Genomic DNA, 17,791 nt, shown 5'->3' with positions numbered 1-17,791 from the left:
AGGGAAATAAAACATGCGTTTTGTGCAATTTTTATTTTTCAGACACGCTCTAGAGGTCAGGTGTGGCAGAGCTCACAAAAAGGCAATAATGATGATGCTTTATTTATCATGCAAAAACGGAAATGATGTATAAAATTTTTCTACATGGCAATACTGTAAATACAAAGATATATTAGACAACCGCATATGCATTAATTCGACAGCAAAATTTTACATATCTATTTCTTAACAGAAAGATTTACTTTCCATAGACACAAGAATTTTTAAACTTGATTGAAAATTTGTGCAGTTTTGGAAATTTTTTATATTTATAGCTCTTAGACATTGACTTCAACTCGTAAAATTTCAAATCAAGTCAAGTACTTCCCTGAGATGAAATGACTTGAAATTATGAAACTTTCAATTAAGTCAAGCCCTCCCTGAGGAAAAGATGACTACAAATTATAAAAACGCAAATCAAGTCAAGCCTTCCCTGAAGGAAGGATGACTTCAAATCACAAAAACGCAAATCAAGTCAAGCATTTCCGCAAGATGAGATGACTTAAAATCATAAAATTTCCAATCAAGTCAAGCATTTCCGTAAGATGAGATGACTTAAAATCATAAAATTTCCAATCAAGTCAAGTACTTCCGCAAGATGAGATGACTTGAAATCATAAAATTCCCAATCAAGTCAAGCACTTCCGCAAGATGAGATGACTTGAAACCACAAAATTCCCAATCAAGTCAAGCCCTCCCCAAAGACAAGTTGACTTTAATTTATAAAAATCCCAAATCAAGTCATCTATTCCCCCAAAACACCTATCCCCTCAAACACCCATCCCCCCAAAAGGCTTCAATTCCTACAGGATATGAGAGGTAATGTAAAATGGTGTGTCTGACTCATTGATCTGAGTAAAAGGAGAAATATAACAATACTTATCAACAACATTTATTTGGTTACTGTTCACACACCACTATCCCGCGAGGTGTTTTGGCATGAATATGCCAAAATCCCGAGACATACAAGCCAAAATTCCATTGCCGCAGGCAATCTGGAATGAATTTTGGCTACGTTACTGTGAACGGAGTGAACAGTAACTTTATTTGCTTTATTATCCCTTCTGCACCTTTTATTAACTTGCTATTTATCGTACTAAATGATAAAATTTAAATATCTTACAGTTTTACGGCATAATATTTTGAAAAAACTGAAAACAAAGGAGAGGAAGCGATGGAAGAGAGAAATAACAGACTGCTGAATGCGAAGCTGAACAAGTATATTGTTCCGGGGATTATGATGTCTCTGGCGCTTCAGCTGGGAAATATCGTAGATACGATATTTGTAAGTAACCTGATCGGGGTGGAGGCAATGTCTGCAGTTACCCTGAGCCTGCCTGTGGAGACAATCGTTCAGCTGACAGGATACTGCCTTGGTATCGGCGGTTCCATAGCAGTGGGAAACATGCTTGGCAAACGAGACAAAGAAGGGGCATCGAAATTGTTTTCTGCCACATTTATAGTAACACTTGTGGTGGGAATCATTTTTTCAATCTGCGCCCTTCCTGCAGCAGAACCTGTTGCCAGACTTCTGGTATCAGGTGACGGTGTCCTGACCGGTTATACCAGAGATTACATACGTGTAAGTATGCTGGGGGCACCGGTGATCGGAATTGGACTGATGATGGTCAATTACCTTGGTGTGGAGAATCATCCGGAGCTGGCATCAGCCTACCTTATCGCAGCCAATGTGATCAATCTTGTGCTGGACTATATATTCCTCAGATATACTCCGCTGGGAATTACAGGTGCATCCTTATCAACTGTTCTTGGTTTCCTGTTTGCAATGGGAATTTTTGTGCTTTATATCCGCTCTGATAAGCGAAACCTCCACCTGATCCTGCTAAAGCCGGGCGAACTTGGAATCACAAAGGAAGCAATCATCACAGGCGTGCCAATGCTGATCTTTATGGCAGCTAATTTTGTAAAGGCGCTTGGACTGAATACCATTATCATGAACCAGCTGGGCGAGGAAGGTATGGCAGTATTTACTGTCTGTGACAATGTGCTGCTGATCGTCGAGATGCTTACAGGCGGAATCATCGGTGTGATCCCCAATGTGGCAGGAATCCTTTTTGGAGAGAAGGACTACGTGGGAATCCGGGTTCTCTGTAAAAAGATGCTGAAATACAGTTACATCCTGCTGGCTGTGATCTTTGTCTTTATTATGCTGTTTACCGAGGAAATCACTGTCATGTTCGGAAGCGGCGGTGGCGAGCTGGGCAGTCATATGGTCCAGGCGCTGCGCATCTTTGCTTTGTGTGTGGCACCTTATCTGTGGAATAAGTTTATTATCAGCTATTACGAGTCCATTGAGGAGACAGCCATTGCAAGTTTTGCCACATTTCTGGAGAATGCGGTGGTAGTTCTGCCTGCAACCCTGGTGGGAATCCTTGTATGGAAACAGATTGACGGGATTGGTATCGACGGAATTGCAGCAGGATTTGTTGCCACTGAGATCATAACTGCAGTTGCAGCCTGTATTTTCAGAAAAATCAGGCATAAGAATACAAGCTTTTATATTGTTCCTGACAAAAATCCGGGGATTAATCTGGATTTTTCCATTAAGAGTACCATGGAGGAAGCACAAACGGTTCATAAGAGGATCATAGAGTTCTGCCAGGAACAGGGAGCTTCTAAAAGCAAGGCAAATCTTGCCGCAGTGTGTGCGGAGGAAATGACTGTAAATATTATACGATTCGGTGGAAAAACCTCCAACTGGATCGACATTAACCTCTGTCTGGAGGATGATCTCTGCAGACTGAGGATCAGAGATAACGGTGTAAATTTCAACCCTCTGGAATATCAGTATGACAGTGAAGACTTTGATATACATGGGATTGAACTTGTCAAGAAGGTATCAAAATCCATGGATTATATTCGTGCGATTGATATGAATAATACCATAATATCTTTTTAGGAGGTACATGAAAATGAAAAATATTAATGAAAGGAACAATTTTGTTTTTGAGTTTCGGCCGGTAACAGAATTGTTCGAGGAACAGGTGAAGCTTCATCCTGAGAAATGTGCAGTTGTCTCCGGCAAAGAGAGCTTCACCTATGCACAGCTCAACGAACGGGCCAACAGGATTGCCAATGCACTTGTGGAAAAAGGTGTCAGACGGGAGACCATCGTAGGTGTGGTTCTTGAGAGATGCTGTGATTTCTATGCAGTGCGACAGGGTATCCTGAAGGCAGGAGGCGCATTTGCAGTTGCCACACCGGATTATCCTGATGACAGGATCCGGTATATTTTTGAGGATTCACGAGCTCCTTTTATTATCACAACAAAGGAGATCGCAGAGGAACGAAGGGAACTGTTTGCTAAGCTTCCCTGTACAGTACTTCTGATCGAGGAACTTCTGGAGAATGAGAATACAGAGAATCCTCAGGTAAAGATCGGGGAGCATGATCTTTGTTATTGTATCTATACTTCCGGTTCCACAGGCAAGCCCAAGGGTGTGCTGATCGAACATATCAACCTTGCCAATTTTGTAAATCCGGATCCGAAAAATGCGGAAACTTATGGTTATGTCAGCAGGGGATCGGTTTCTCTTTCCATGGCAGCCATGACCTTTGATGTGTCTGTTCTGGAGGAATTTCTGCCACTTACCAACGGGATGACTGCGGTGATCGCCTCTGATGAGGAGATTCTGAATCCTCTTATGCTGGGTGAGCTGATCGTCAGAAATAAAGTGGATATTATGACCACAACTCCTACTTACCTGTCCAATATGATCGATCTGCCCCAGCTTGAAAAAGCAGTTTCTCAGATTAAGGTGTTTGATGTAGGTGCAGAGGCTTTTCCTCCGGCTCTGTATGACAAGATTCGCAGAGTAAACCCGGATGCTTACATTATGAATGGTTATGGACCTACGGAAACTACCATCAGCTGTACCATGAAGGTAATTACGGACAGCAGAAACATTACCATTGGTACGCCTAACGGTAATGTGAAGGGATATATTGTAGATAAAGAGAATAAGATCCTTCCGGACGGAGAGACCGGAGAGCTTGTGATTGCAGGACTGGGCGTTGGCAGAGGTTATATGAATCTGCCGGATAAAACAGAGGCTGTATTCATTGATCTTAACGGAGAGAGAGCTTATAAGACCGGTGACCTTGCAAGGATCAGCCCTGAGGGTGAGATTGAATTTTTCGGAAGAATAGACAATCAGATCAAGCTTCGCGGTCTGAGGATTGAGCTTGGTGAGATCGAGGAGGTGATTAATTCCTATGAGGGAATCATTACCAGCATTACTCTGCCTGTAGATAACAAATTCCTCTGCTGCTATTTTATGGCTGACCGCCAGATCAATACAGAGGAGCTTTCTGCCTATGCATCAGAGTCCCTGGCTCATTATATGGTTCCTGAGGTTTTTGTCCAACTGGAAAAGATGCCTGTGACACAGAATGGTAAAATTGATAAGAAAGCACTGCCAAAGCCGGTTGCACAGCCAAAGAATCTGAAAGAACCCCAGACTCCTATGCAGAAGAAGATTTTTGAAATCGTTGCAGACGTTGTGGAGAATGATTTTTTTGGAACTGACACAAGTTTTTACAGGGCGGGGCTGTCTTCTATCAGTGCCATGAAGCTTTGTATTCTGATCTCAGAGGAATTCGGAGTGACTGTGAAAACCAGTGATATCCACGAAAACAATACGGTGGAGAAACTGGAAAAATATGTGATGCTTGCACCGAAGATCAGAACCTATGAAAAGAGAGAAGTTTACCCTCTTACCGGCTCCCAGAAGGGTATTTTTGCAGAGTGCATGAAGAATCCTGAGAGTACGGTATACAATATTCCGTTCCTGTTTGAACTGGAAAGCTCTGTTGACGTTCAGAAGCTGTCAGATGCCATTTCTCAGATGATCGCTGCACATCCGTATCTGCTGACAAAGGTTTATTTAAGTGACAGCGGAGAGATGGTGCAGAAGCCTTGTGAGGAAGCCTTTGTACCAGAGGTGGTACAGACCACAAATGAGCAGTTTGAAAAGATGAAAGATGAGCTGGTGCGTTCCTTTAAGCTGGAAAAGGGACGGCTGTTCCGGGCGGGGATTTATGTGACAGAAGACAGGAAATATCTTTTTACAGATTTCCACCATATCCTGGCAGATGGTAATTCCTATGATATTATTTTTGAGGATATCGATCGGGCCTATCTGGGTGAGAAATTGGAGAAAGAATCCTACACAGGCTTTGATGCTGCCCTTGATGAAGAACAGCAGATGAAAGAGGGAAAATATAAGAAGGCCGAGAAATATTATGACAGTATTTTCGAGGGAATTGAGACAGAATCCCTGCCTCTTCCTGACTGCTCAGGAAAGACTCCTGAGAGAGGATATCTGTCGATGCCTGTGGATACCGGAGAGTCTCTGGTACTTTCTGCCTGCGAGAAGCTGGGGGTTACTCCAAACATTCTGTTTACAGGTGTATTCGGCATTCTCATGAGCAGATATTCCAATTCCGAGGAGAGTCTTTTTGCAACTATTTATAATGGAAGAAATGATTCCAGACTGGAGAATACAGTCTGCATGCTTGTAAAGACTCTGCCGGTTTACTGTTCCTGTGATCCGAAAGTCACCATACAGGCCTATATGACAGAGCTCTCTGAGCAGATTCTGTCTTCCATGGCAAATGATATTTTTCCGTTCTCTGATATTTGTGCAAAGTACGGGATTAATTCTGATCTGGTATTTGCATATCAGGCAGAGCTTGGGGATGATTTCCCAATCGGTGGTACCGTTGCCAGGGGTCATGACCTTTCTCCGGATATGTCAAAGATGCCTTTGCTGATCCAGGTAAGAGAATATGATCATAAATATGTGCTTACTGCAGAATACCGCAGTGACATGTACAGTGAAGCCTTTGTACGTGGAATGCTGGAATCCTATGAGGCAGCTATGGATTCTCTGCTGAAAGCAAAATATATTTCGGAAGTTTCTGTTCTTTCCCAAAATGGAGCGGACAAAATTGCGGAATTTAATAATACTGCCTGCGAATATGACAGAAGTAAGACCATCGCTGATATGTTTGAGGAGCTGGTACAGACCATTCCTGACCATACGGCTGTGGTATTTAAGGATAAAAAATATACCTACAGGGAACTGGATGAGATCAGCGACAGACTTGGAAAATATATCGCATCCCAGGGAATCGGCAGTGAGGATGTTGTTTCCATTCTGATCCCCCGCTGTGAATATATGGCGATCGCGCCGATGGGCGTGATAAAGGCAGGTGCAGCTTACCAGCCTCTGGATCCAACCTATCCCAGGGACCGCCTGATGTACATGATGGAGGATTCCTCTGCAAAGCTTCTCATTGCTGACAGAGAGCTTCTTCCTCTGGTAGACGGATATAAAGGACCGGTGCTGTTTACAGATCAGATCTGGCAGCTGGAGGATAGGGATGTTGTGCTTAAGAAGCCGCAGCTGCATGATCTGTTTATCCTTTTGTATACTTCCGGTTCCACAGGTGTGCCAAAGGGCTGTATGCTGGAATATGGAAATATTACTGCTTTCTGTCACTGGTTCAAGAGATATTATGGCATAGATTCGGAGTCCAGGATAGCTGCATATGCTTCCTTTGGTTTTGATGCCTGCATGATGGATATTTACGGTGCTATCGCAAACGGTGCACAGCTTCACATTATTCCGGAGGAGATCCGTCTGGATTTCATTGGACTGCAGCGCTATTTTGAGGAAAATGGCATCACGCATTCCTTTATGACTACTCAGGTGGGAAGGCAGTTTGCGCTGGAGATGGATTGTAAGAGCCTGAGATATCTTTCTGTAGGAGGAGAGAAACTGGTTCCATGTGAGCCGCCAAAAGATTATAAGTTTATCAATGCTTATGGACCTACAGAGGCGACTATTTTTACGACTGTATTTGAAGTGGACAAATATTATCCAAATGTCCCGATCGGAAAAGCACTTGACAATGTGAAGCTTTATATTACAGACAAGCTGGGGCATATGCTTCCTCCCGGTGCATGCGGAGAGCTGATGATCACCGGCTGGCAGGTTTCCAGAGGATATCTTAACAAGCCGGAAAAAACTGCCGAGGTCTATACAAAGAATCTTTATGATGATACACCGGGATACGAAGTGATGTATCATTCAGGTGATGTGGCAAGATTTCTTCCGGATGGAAATATCCAGATCATTGGCAGAAAGGATTCCCAGGTTAAGATCAGAGGTTTCAGGATTGAGCTTTCTGAGGTTGAGGAAGTGATTCGCAGATATGAGGGCATCAGGGATGCCACTGTAGTTGCCTTTGATGATCCAAATGGTGGAAAATATATTGCTGCCTATGTGGTATCGGACAGCACTGTTGATATCAATGCCCTGAATGATTTTATTAAAGAGACAAAGCCTGCCTATATGGTACCTGCAGTTACCATGCAGATTGACAAAATTCCTCTGAACCAGAACCAGAAGGTAAATAAAAAGGCTCTTCCTCTGCCTGAGAAAAAAGCAGCGGAGATCATTAAGCCTGAGAATGAGGTTCAGCAGATATTATTTGACTGTATCGCAGAGGTTCTGGGGTATACGGATTTTGGGATTACCACAGATATTTATGAGGCAGGTCTGACATCCATCACTGCCATTAAGCTGAATATCCTGATCTCCAAAGCCTTTGACATTGTGATCAAAACTTCAGATATTAAGAATCATCCTACTATCCGAATGATGGAGGAATTTGTAAAAACTGCGGGAAAAGAAAGCAAAAGGGAAGTACAGGAAAGTTATCCTCTTACCAACACTCAGGAGGGGATTTTCATTGAGTGTACTGCAAATATGGGTTCTACTATTTACAATATCCCGTATCTGTTAAAGCTTGATAACAAGGTGGATCTGGACAGACTGGCAGAAGCCATTGACAGTACTGTTGAGGCGCATCCTTATCTGAAAACCCGTCTGTTTATGGATGACAACGGAAATGTACTTCAGAAACGAAACGATGGGCTCAGTTATAAAACACCGATTTTAAACGGAATGAACAGAGACACTCTGGTACGTCCATATATGTTGTTTAATGAACAGCTTTTCCGGTTTGAAATCTACAGAACCTGTGATGGCAATTATCTGTTCCTGGACCTTCACCACATTGTTGCCGATGGTACATCTCTGGCTATTATAATTAATGATATTAACAGAGCTTACAGCGGTGAGAAGCTGGAACCGGAAGGTTATACTTCCTATGATCTGGCACTGGATAACAGAGATGCCCTGGCAGGTGATATCTATAAAAATGCAGAGAATTATTATAAGTCAGTATTTGAACATGCAGGTGGAAGCATCAGCTTCTATCCGGACAAAAACGGTGCGGCTCCAACAGCAGAACTTTACCACAGAGAGACCAGATCCATTTCTGTGCAGGATGTGAAGGAATTCTGTAAAAAGCATGGAATTACGGAGAATGTATTCTTCATTTCCGCTTTTGGTATCACACTTGGAAAATATAATTTCAAAAAGGATGCTGTATTTACCACTATTTACCATGGAAGAAACGATTCCAGACTTTCGGAAACAGTGGGTATGCTGGTAAAAACACTCCCTGTTTTCTGCGATTTCTCAGGAACAGCCAAAGATTGCTTAAGCGGTGTACAGAAACAGCTGATCGATTCCATGAACAACGATATTTATCCTTTCTCACAGATCAGCCATGAGTTTGATATTAAGGCAGATGCCATGGTTATTTACCAGGGCGACAATTTTGCTTTTGACACCATTGGCGGGGAATATGCACAGGAGGAGCCTGTCAGCCTGAACATGGCAAAGGCACCGGTTTCTGTCAGCATTTCCATTGAAAAGAACAGATTTGTCTTTGAGATTGAGTACAGAGGGGATATGTACCATGAGGAAACTATCCGGTATCTGGCTGACAATCTGGAAACCACTGCAGAGGGAATCTTAAGGGAATGCGATCCGGCTGATATCCGGCTGATGTTTGAGGAAGAAACTCAGATGGAGGATATTCCGGAACATGCAGGAAAGACCTTCATAGATTTGTTTAAGGAGATGGCTGCCAGATATCCGGACAGACCGGCAGTGCGGGATGACTCCGGAGATTTTACTTACAGAGAGTTGGACAGAATGTCTGATTATATTGCTCAGAAGCTTACGGAAAACGGATTTGGACCGGAACAGGCAGCAGGTATCCTGTGCGGCAGGACAAAGGAATATACAGTAGCCTATGTGGGTGTTATGAAGGCCGGCGGAGCTTATGTTCCTCTGGATCCGGAGTATCCACAGAGCAGAATTGAATATATGCTGAAGGATTCAGGAGCAAGAAATCTCCTTGTGATCGATCAGTATCAGAATCTTGTGGAATTTTATGACGGAAATGTGATCAGTCTGGACAGTGTGTCAGATGAGGCTGAGGATTTTGAACTTTCTGCAGAGCTTATTTCTCCGAAACCGGAGAACCTTGCCTATATGATCTATACCTCAGGCTCCACAGGAAAGCCAAAGGGTGTTATGATCGAGCACAGAAATCTGTTGAACCTGATCGAATATATCACACTGAGCAGAAATACTTCACCGGATGACATTGTGGCAGAGTTTGCGAGCTTCTGTTTCGATGCATCAGTGATCGATCTGTTTGCACCTCTTACCGCAGGAGCAGTCCTGTATATTTTACCGGAGAGTATCCGTAAGGACGCCATTGCCATAAGCAGATATATAAAGGAAAAAGAGATCACCACCGTAACCTTCCCTACCCAGATGGGAGAACTGGTTACAGAACTTCTGGAGGATGCACCTGCTCTTAAATTTGTTACACTTGGCGGCGAGAAATTCAAGCATTACCGTAACCGTACCTATCAGATGATCAATGGCTACGGTCCTACAGAGAATACGGTTTCTTCCACAGAGTTTTTGGTAGACAGACAGTATGACAACATCCCGATCGGAAAATCACAGCGGAATGTGCGCAGCTACATTGTGGATGAGAATCTGAACCGGCTTCCGGTGGGTGCGTCCGGCGAACTTTGTCACGCAGGAAGGCAGATTGCCAGAGGATATCATAATCTTCCGGAAAAAACAGCATCTGTGTTTGTAGAAAATCCATTTGCTGTATGTGAGCATGAAAGCCGTCTTTACAGGACCGGTGATATGGTCCGCATGAAAGGTGACGGAAATATTGAGTACATAGGCCGGATCGATTCACAGGTGAAGATCAGAGGATATCGTGTGGAGCTTGGTGAGATCGAAGGTGCCCTTCTGAAACATGAGCTGGTGAAAAATGCAGCCGTTACAGTAATTGAAAAGGGTGGAAATAAATATATCACAGCTTATTATACAGGAGAAGCCATCCCGGAGGATGAACTGAAGACCTTCCTGGAGCCGCTGATCCCGGATTATATGATGCCGTCTTTCTTTGTCAGCATTGAGGAAATGCCTGTGACACCGGGCGGTAAGATTGATAAAAAAGCACTGCCAATGCCGGAGGTAACCACGAACACTGCCAGCTATGTAGAGCCGGTTACTGCAGCTCAGAGAGCACTCTGTGAGATTTTTGAGAAAGCACTGGGAATTGAAAGAGTAGGGATTGAGGACAACTTCTTTGAGCTGGGCGGATCTTCCCTTACTGCATCCAAGGTTGCTGTTATGTGTCTGTCAAAGAATATTTCACTGGTATATGCGGATATTTTCAAATATCCTACTGTACGGGAACTTGCAGCTTTGGTTGATGATGACGGAGTTACAGAGGCTGCACAGAGCAAGAATGAATTTTCGGATTATAACTATAACAGGATCCAGAATGTGATCAGCGCAAATACAGAAGAAAATGCAGACCGGATCACAAAGGAAAAGCTGGGAGATATTATGGTCACAGGTGCCACAGGTTTCCTGGGGATCCATGTCCTTAAAGCATTCATTGACAATTATGACGGTAAGGTTTACTGTCTTGTACGTAAGGGCAAATATGAATCGTCTGAAAAGCGAATGATGAACATGCTGATGTACTATTTTGATGATCCATACAAAGAGCTGTTTGAAAGCCGTATTATCTGTGTGGATGGGGATATTACCTCAAAGGAACAGGTAACAGGATTTTCAGAATACAAATTCAGCACCATCATTAACTGCGCTGCCTGCGTAAAGCATTTTGCGGCTGATGATGTACTGGAAAGAATTAATGTGCAGGGTGTGGAAAATCTGATCGATTTCTGTAAGAATAACGGCCGCAGACTGATCCAGATTTCTACGGTTTCCGTTGCGGGAGAAGGTTCTGACGGTGTTCCGCCAATGTCCAGAGTTTTCTGTGAGAATGATCTGTACATCGGACAGAATATTACCAATGAATATATCCGTACCAAATTCCTGGCAGAGAGGGCGGTTCTGGAAGCAGTTTCCGAGGGACTGGACGGCAAGGTAGTCCGGGTAGGTAATCTGATGAGCCGAAACTCTGACGGTGAGTTCCAGATTAATTTCATTACCAATGGATTCCTTCGCAGCCTGAGAGGTTATGTGGCTGTAGGTAAATTCCCTATGGGCGGTATGCATGAGGTGGCAGAATTCTCACCGATTGATTCTACTGCGCTGGCAGTTCTGAGACTGGCTCAGACCGACCGGAGATTTACTGTATTCCATGCATGCAACAGCCATCATATTTATATGGCAGACCTGATCTACGCAATGCGCAGCTATGGATTCAGGATTGATATTGTAAGAGATGAGGAGTTTGAGGCAGCAGTGAAGGAATTTGCAAAGACCGGTCAGGATTCTGATGCGGTTTCCGGACTGATCGCCTATACCTCACATAATGAAAATGAAATCTATACCATTGATTACAGCAATCGTTTTACAGCACAGGTTCTGTACAGGCTGGATTATAAATGGCCGGTTACAGATGACAGATATCTGGAAAATGCAATTGCAGCACTTGACAGACTTACATTTTTTGATTGATTCAGGAGGGAAAATTACAATGGAAATTATCACAAAAACAGAAGGTAACAAAGCAACTATGGAAATCAGCGGATGGCTTGATACACAGACAGCTCCCCAGTTAGGGGAGGCTCTGTCCGGACTTGAAGACAGCATCACAAGTCTGGTATTTGATTTTACAAATCTGGAGTATATTTCATCTGCAGGCTTACGTCAGGTGATCGTAGCCTACAAAAAAATGGCTCAAAAGGATGGATTTAAGATCATCAATGTTTCTGATGAGGTTTACGATGTATTCAGCCTTACAGGGTTTGACAGCAAGATCGATATTCAGAAGAAGTAACTGTTGATCAGATGCAGAAATTATACAGGATCAATATTAATCATTTTGAGGATCCGCTTAAGAATGAAAGGCTTCTGGATCTGGTTGGGATCAGAAGAAGAGAAAAGGTCATCAGGTATCGTATGCCTGATGACCGCAAAAGAAGTCTGGGTGCAGGGATCATCATCAGAAAAATTCTCGATGAAAACGGGCTTACGGAAAGCTGCCTGAGATATTCTGACAATGAAAAGCCGGTTGTGGATGGCCTTTTTTTTAATGTATCTCATGCGGGGGACTATGTTGTGGGTGTGCTGTCAGACTGCGAAGTCGGGTGCGATATTGAGAAAAATGCCAATGCGCCTCTTGAGGTGGCAGAACATTATTTCTACCATTCAGAGCTTGCTTACATCAAGGCTGCGAAGAACAAAGATAAGGCGTTTTTTACGCTCTGGACATTAAAAGAAAGTTATATGAAAATGACAGGCAGAGGAATGAGCCTTCCTTTGGATTCTTTTGAAGTGGTTCCCACAGCAGATGGGTTTGTCCTCGGAAAATCCTCAGAAAGGCCATGCTTTTTTGAGACAATGGAATTTGACGGTTATATTTTCTCAGTCAGCAGTGAGAGGGCTTTTTCTCTTCACAATCCATTGGAAATTGCTTTTGACGATATTTATATATGATCACAGAGGATTTTTCAGACACGTTCTAGAGTTCCAATCAGACAGGAAAGCGTATATGTCAGATATTGCTTCTGCTGTACGGGAGAACTGAGGAAGGCATCGGAGCAGGTAAACCAGGTGTAACAGGTATTTCTGGTTGCTGCTTTCCGGTGTTTTCTGTCAATTCCGGATCCGAGAGATTTCGGGATAACCGTATCCTCCTCCGGGAGATAATAGTAATCCTTATAATTTGCATAGTATTGTTTCAGTTTCCCGTCAGTTGTTTTGATAATTAAATTGATTTCTTCGTCTTTTCCTGTCAGATAGAAGTCGGTGTTTCCATTGGAAAATTCCTGTGGCAGTGTGCAGGGGAGCTTCAGCTTCAGGATCAGGTTGTCTCCGTCAAATTCGCTGTATGTAACTTCATAATCTCCATCATAGATGCAAAGATATCCCAGCATATCAAAAATTCTTCCCAGTCCCAGCACATCCTCCAGGTTATGTCCAAGGATTTCATCAGCTGTAAAGGCATCTCTTTTTTTCAGAAAATCTTTGTAAAGTTTAATGCATTCCTTACCATTATCATAAATCCTGTCTTTGATCCCCAGAAATTCTTCCATGCAGGGCTGTTTCATGGCGGGCAGTTTTAAAAGTGACTTTAACGGTTTTAATATCAGGTAGAGATCCAGAGACTGTTTTCCTGTAAATGGAGAGGGGATTCCATATTTTTCATATCGTGCTTCCAGATAGGGCTGGTCAAATCGTTCTCCGTTGTAAGAAATCATCAAATTATATTGCTGAAGAAATTGTGAAAAAATTCTCAGAATTGTCTCTTCTTCACTGGCATTTTCGGCCATCCATTGATAAAAATACCAAGTTTCATCTTCAATTCCAACAGCTCCGATCAGGTATAAATACGTGGAATTTCTTGATAATCCGGTGGTTTCAATGTCGTAAAAAACAGGTGTAAAATTGTATTTTTGGAAGAATTTTCCGGTGAAAAATTTAACAGTCTCAAAGTCTGGAAACCCTTGTAAAATGGGCATTTTTTTAACAATCATGTTAATAATTTTTCCTTTCTGAAATTGTATTTAATTATACACAAGAAAATGAAATTTGGGTAGTGCTTTTTTTGAAAAAATGGTTTATATTATAAACAGGTTGATAAAAATGTACAAAAAAGTATATGGATTTTATCAAAAATAGAGCACTTTGGTGGTGCTTAATATATAAAAGGAGGGAACGAAATGGGAATTTTAACCTTTAAGGGTGGTGTTCATCCTTATGACGGAAAAGAATTATCCAAGAACAGTCCGGTAGTGAAATATCTGCCAAAGGGAGATATGGTATATCCTCTTTCCCAGCATATCGGTGCTCCGGCTGCAGCGATAGTTCAGAAGGGAGACTATGTGCTCGCAGGACAGAAGATCGCAGATGCTGCGGGGTTTGTCTCATCACCGATCCATTCGTCTGTTTCCGGTACGGTAAAAGGAATCGAACCGCGCCTGACAGCAACAGGTTCTATGGTCAATTCCATTATCATTGAGAATGACCAGCAGTATGAAAGTGTGGAATTTACTCCTGCACGTCTGGAAGATCTTTCGAAAGAGGAAATTCTGGCGAGAATTAAAGAAGGCGGAGTTGTGGGAATGGGCGGCGCCGGATTCCCCACACAGGTAAAGCTTGCGCCAAAGGAACCGGACAAGATCGATCATATCCTTGTAAACGGTGCCGAGTGTGAACCCTATCTTACCAGTGACTACAGAAGAATGCTGGATGACTCTGAGAAGCTGATCGAGGGCTTAAGAGTTATGCTGAAGCTCTTTGACAATGCGAAGGGATACATCTGTATTGAGGATAACAAGCCTGACTGTATTGCGAAACTGAAAGAAATGGTAAAAGATATTCCACGTATTGAAGTAGCAGAGCTGATGACCAAGTACCCACAGGGTGGTGAGCGTTTCCTGATCAAGGCTGTCACAGACAGAGAGATCAACTCTGCCATGCTTCCGGCAGATGCAGGATGCGTAGTTGACAACGTAGATACCGTAATTGCTGTTTATGAAGCCGTTATCCTTGGAAAACCTGTTATGGACCGTATCGTGACAGTAACAGGACAGGGGATTAAGAATCCGCAGAACTTTGATGTCCTTTCCGGAACAGATATGGCAGAGCTTATAGAAGCTGCCGGCGGACTGACAGACAATGTATCCAAAGTAATTTCAGGTGGTCCTATGATGGGATTTGCCATGTATGACACTCATGTACCATGTATTAAGACAAGCTCCGCATGTCTCTGCCTGGAGAAGGATGATGTGGCAGATGCCGAACAGACTGCATGCATTAACTGCGGCAGATGTGTAGGAGTCTGTCCCGGCCATGTCATTCCTGCAAGACTTGCAACCTTTGCAGAGCATGGTGACATGAAGAGCTTCCAGAAATTTGATGGTATGGAGTGCTGCGAATGTGGCTGCTGCAGTTATATCTGCCCTGCCAAGCGTCCGCTGACCCAGATGATCAAATCTATGCGTAAGATGGTTCTGGCAAGCCGTAAGAAAAAGTAAAAGGGGGACATCGTAATGGATCAGATGTTACATGTATCATCCAATCCCCATGTCCGGGATAAGATGACAACAAGCAAAATCATGCAGCTTGTGGCACTGGCGCTTCTGCCGACCACACTGTTTGGAATTTATAATTTTGGCCTTCGTGCCTTACTGGTAGTAGTGATCACCGTCGCTTCCAGTGTATTCTTTGAGTGGATTTATGACAAGCTGATGCATAAGAAGAACACAATTACAGACTTCAGTGCAGTTGTTACAGGTTTATTACTTGCATTAAATATGCCTGCATCAATTCCGCTCTGGATGCCTGTACTTGGCAGTGCATTTGCGATCATCGTTGTAAAACAGCTCTTCGGTGGTCTGGGACAGAACTTCATGAACCCGGCACTTGCAGGAAGATGTTTCCTGATGATCTCTTTCGCAGGAAAGATGACAGACTTCGCAGTAAGCGACAGCTTCAGAGGTGTGGTAGATACTGTATCCGGTGCAACTCCTCTGGCAGCTCTGAAACAGAATGGATTTACAGACAGTTCTGTATCTGTATTACATATGTTTATCGGTGATATCCAGGGAACTATCGGTGAGACTTCTGCCCTTGCGATCCTGATCGGAGCAGCAATCCTTCTGGTTTTCAAGGTGATCGATCTGAAGATTCCGCTTACCTATATTGGAAGTTTCGCAGTATTTGTAATCCTTTACATGCTTGGAACAGGCAAGGGATTTGACGTGAACTATCTGTTCAGCCACATCTTCGGCGGTGGTCTTATGCTTGGTGCATGGTTTATGGCTACAGACTATGTCACAACACCGATCACACCAAGAGGACAGTATGTATACGGTGTCTGTCTTGGTGTACTGACTGCGGTCTTCCGTCTCTTCGGCGGTTCCGCAGAGGGCGTATCTTATGCGATCATTTTCTGCAACCTGTTAGTTCCGATGATTGAACGTGTGACTCGTCACCCGGCATTTGGGAAAGGGGGCAAAAAGGCATGAGTAACAGAATTATCAAAGATACCATAGCCATTACAGTGATCACACTGGTGGCAGGACTTGCCCTTGGTGTAGTCCAGGATATTACAGCAGATCCTATTGCAAAGCAGGAAGCACAGGCGAAACAGGATGCGTATAAGGCAGTATTTGCAGATGCGGACAGCTTTGAGACAGTGGATGTGGATGCGGATGCCATGCAGTCTTATCTGGATGAGAACGGATATGCGGCACAGTCCATAGATGAGACTATGCTTGCCAAAGATGCTTCAGGCAATGAACTGGGATATGCATTTACAGTAACCACTTCCGAGGGTTACGGCGGAGATATCCAGTTTGCAATGGGTATCCAGGATGACGGTACCTTAAATGGAATTTCCATTCTTTCCATCGGTGAGACCGCAGGTCTTGGTATGAGAGCAAACACAGATGCATTTAAGGATCAGTTCAAAGATAAGAACGTAGACAAATTTGAATATACAAAGACCGGTGCCACAGCGGATGATCAGATCGATGCGTTAAGTGGTGCCACTATTACAACGAATGCCATGACAAACGGTGTTAATGCCGGATTATGTGCATTCCAGTATGAGAAAGGGGGAAATCAGTGATGAAACCAAACACACCTGCTGAACGTTTATATAACGGAATCATCAAAGAAAATCCTACCTTTGTACTGATGCTTGGTATGTGTCCTACACTGGCTATCACCACATCTGCAACCAATGGTATCGGAATGGGACTTACTACAACAGTGATCCTTGCAGCATCCAACTTAATGATCTCTCTTCTGAGAAACTTTATTCCGGACAGAGTGCGTATGCCTGCATTTATCGTAGTTGTTGCTTCCTTTGTAACAGTTGTACAGCTTCTTTTACAGGGATTTATTCCAAGCCTGTATGACTCCCTTGGAATCTATATTCCTCTGATTGTAGTTAACTGTATCATCCTTGGACGTGCAGAAGCATATGCATCCAAGAATAAACCGATTGCCTCTCTGTTTGATGGTATTGGTATGGGCCTTGGATTTACCTTAAGTATCACCTGTATCGGTGCAGTACGTGAGCTGATCGGCGCAGGTTCTCTGTTCGGACATCAGATTCTTCCTCTGGCAGATGCTGCAGCAGGTAAGGCAGGTTATGAACCGATTACAATCTTTATCCTGGCACCCGGAGCATTCTTTGTTCTGGCAGCGCTTTCTGCATTACAGAACAAATTCAAAATCGGTGCAGCCAAACGTGGCATTGATCCAAGCAATCCTGATTGCGGCGGAAGCTGTGCAGCCTGTGGCAATACCATGTGTAAGGGAAAAAGGGGGTAATG

The 17,791-nt window shown here is 43.4% G+C and carries 9 protein-coding genes; 8 read left to right on the top strand and 1 reads right to left on the bottom strand.

Annotated elements, in window-relative coordinates:
- The first annotated feature begins 1,213 nt into the window (after window positions 1–1,213).
- Genes LI074_RS13300 through LI074_RS13285 form a run of 4 tightly spaced genes read left to right on the top strand, consistent with a single transcriptional unit; the run spans window position 1,214 to window position 12,938 of the window.
- Window positions 1,214–2,959 carry an MATE family efflux transporter gene (locus LI074_RS13300; RefSeq protein WP_008704346.1) on the top strand — a complete coding sequence of 582 codons (1,746 nt, stop codon included), beginning with the start codon at window positions 1,214–1,216 and terminating at the stop codon, window positions 2,957–2,959.
- Window positions 2,960–2,972: 13 nt separating this feature from the next.
- Window positions 2,973–11,957 carry a non-ribosomal peptide synthetase gene (locus LI074_RS13295; protein WP_243868831.1) on the top strand — a complete coding sequence of 2,995 codons (8,985 nt, stop codon included), beginning with the start codon at window positions 2,973–2,975 and terminating at the stop codon, window positions 11,955–11,957.
- Between the two features lie 19 nt (window positions 11,958–11,976).
- Window positions 11,977–12,279 carry an STAS domain-containing protein gene (locus tag LI074_RS13290; protein ID WP_008704342.1) on the top strand — a complete coding sequence of 101 codons (303 nt, stop codon included), beginning with the start codon at window positions 11,977–11,979 and terminating at the stop codon, window positions 12,277–12,279.
- Window positions 12,280–12,290: 11 nt separating this feature from the next.
- Window positions 12,291–12,938, top strand: a complete 648-nt coding sequence (locus LI074_RS13285; RefSeq protein ID WP_173698266.1) for a 4'-phosphopantetheinyl transferase family protein — start codon at window positions 12,291–12,293, stop codon at window positions 12,936–12,938.
- A 14-nt stretch (window positions 12,939–12,952) separates the two neighbouring features.
- On the opposite strand, the gene LI074_RS13280 is transcribed toward LI074_RS13285, so the two are convergent.
- Window positions 12,953–13,978 (bottom strand): ribonuclease H-like domain-containing protein, encoded by a 1,026-nt coding sequence (locus tag LI074_RS13280; protein ID WP_173698265.1) that lies wholly within the window; start codon window positions 13,976–13,978, stop codon window positions 12,953–12,955.
- Between the two features lie 186 nt (window positions 13,979–14,164).
- Between LI074_RS13280 and rsxC the strand changes: the two genes are divergently transcribed.
- The 4 genes from rsxC to rsxE are packed head-to-tail and all read left to right on the top strand — an operon-like array spanning window position 14,165 to window position 17,789.
- The gene (rsxC, locus tag LI074_RS13275; RefSeq protein ID WP_173698264.1) at window positions 14,165–15,481 is read left to right on the top strand and encodes an electron transport complex subunit RsxC; all 1,317 of its coding nucleotides are present in this window, start codon (window positions 14,165–14,167) and stop codon (window positions 15,479–15,481) included.
- A 15-nt stretch (window positions 15,482–15,496) separates the two neighbouring features.
- Complete coding sequence (locus LI074_RS13270; protein WP_118331258.1) at window positions 15,497–16,474, top strand: RnfABCDGE type electron transport complex subunit D; 978 nt, start codon at window positions 15,497–15,499, stop codon at window positions 16,472–16,474.
- Complete coding sequence (locus LI074_RS13265) at window positions 16,471–17,079, top strand: RnfABCDGE type electron transport complex subunit G (RefSeq protein ID WP_008704336.1); 609 nt, start codon at window positions 16,471–16,473, stop codon at window positions 17,077–17,079. Before LI074_RS13270 ends, LI074_RS13265 begins: the two co-directional genes overlap by 4 nt.
- Entirely contained in the window at window positions 17,079–17,789 is a 711-nt protein-coding gene (gene rsxE, locus LI074_RS13260) for an electron transport complex subunit RsxE (protein ID WP_019161483.1), read from the top strand. Before LI074_RS13265 ends, rsxE begins: the two co-directional genes overlap by 1 nt.
- Window positions 17,790–17,791: the final 2 nt, after the last annotated feature.

The sequence above is a fragment of the Blautia sp. MSK18_10 genome, assembly GCF_020553185.1.
Classification (GTDB): Bacteria; Bacillota; Clostridia; order Lachnospirales; family Lachnospiraceae; genus Blautia_A; species Blautia_A wexlerae.
This window is presented reverse-complemented; position numbering and strand designations above follow the sequence as displayed.

Excerpts from the sequence above, each read along its gene's own strand:
- LI074_RS13300 (WP_008704346.1), top strand. The coding sequence starts at position 1,214 with ATGGAAGAGAGAAATAACAGACTGCTGAATGCGAAGCTGAACAAGTAT.
- LI074_RS13295 (WP_243868831.1), top strand. The coding sequence starts at position 2,973 with ATGAAAAATATTAATGAAAGGAACAATTTTGTTTTTGAGTTTCGGCCG.
- LI074_RS13290 (WP_008704342.1), top strand. The coding sequence starts at position 11,977 with ATGGAAATTATCACAAAAACAGAAGGTAACAAAGCAACTATGGAAATC.
- LI074_RS13285 (WP_173698266.1), top strand. The coding sequence starts at position 12,291 with ATGCAGAAATTATACAGGATCAATATTAATCATTTTGAGGATCCGCTT.
- LI074_RS13280 (WP_173698265.1), bottom strand. The coding sequence starts at position 13,978 with ATGATTGTTAAAAAAATGCCCATTTTACAAGGGTTTCCAGACTTTGAG.
- rsxC (WP_173698264.1), top strand. The coding sequence starts at position 14,165 with ATGGGAATTTTAACCTTTAAGGGTGGTGTTCATCCTTATGACGGAAAA.
- LI074_RS13270 (WP_118331258.1), top strand. The coding sequence starts at position 15,497 with ATGGATCAGATGTTACATGTATCATCCAATCCCCATGTCCGGGATAAG.
- LI074_RS13265 (WP_008704336.1), top strand. The coding sequence starts at position 16,471 with ATGAGTAACAGAATTATCAAAGATACCATAGCCATTACAGTGATCACA.
- rsxE (WP_019161483.1), top strand. The coding sequence starts at position 17,079 with ATGAAACCAAACACACCTGCTGAACGTTTATATAACGGAATCATCAAA.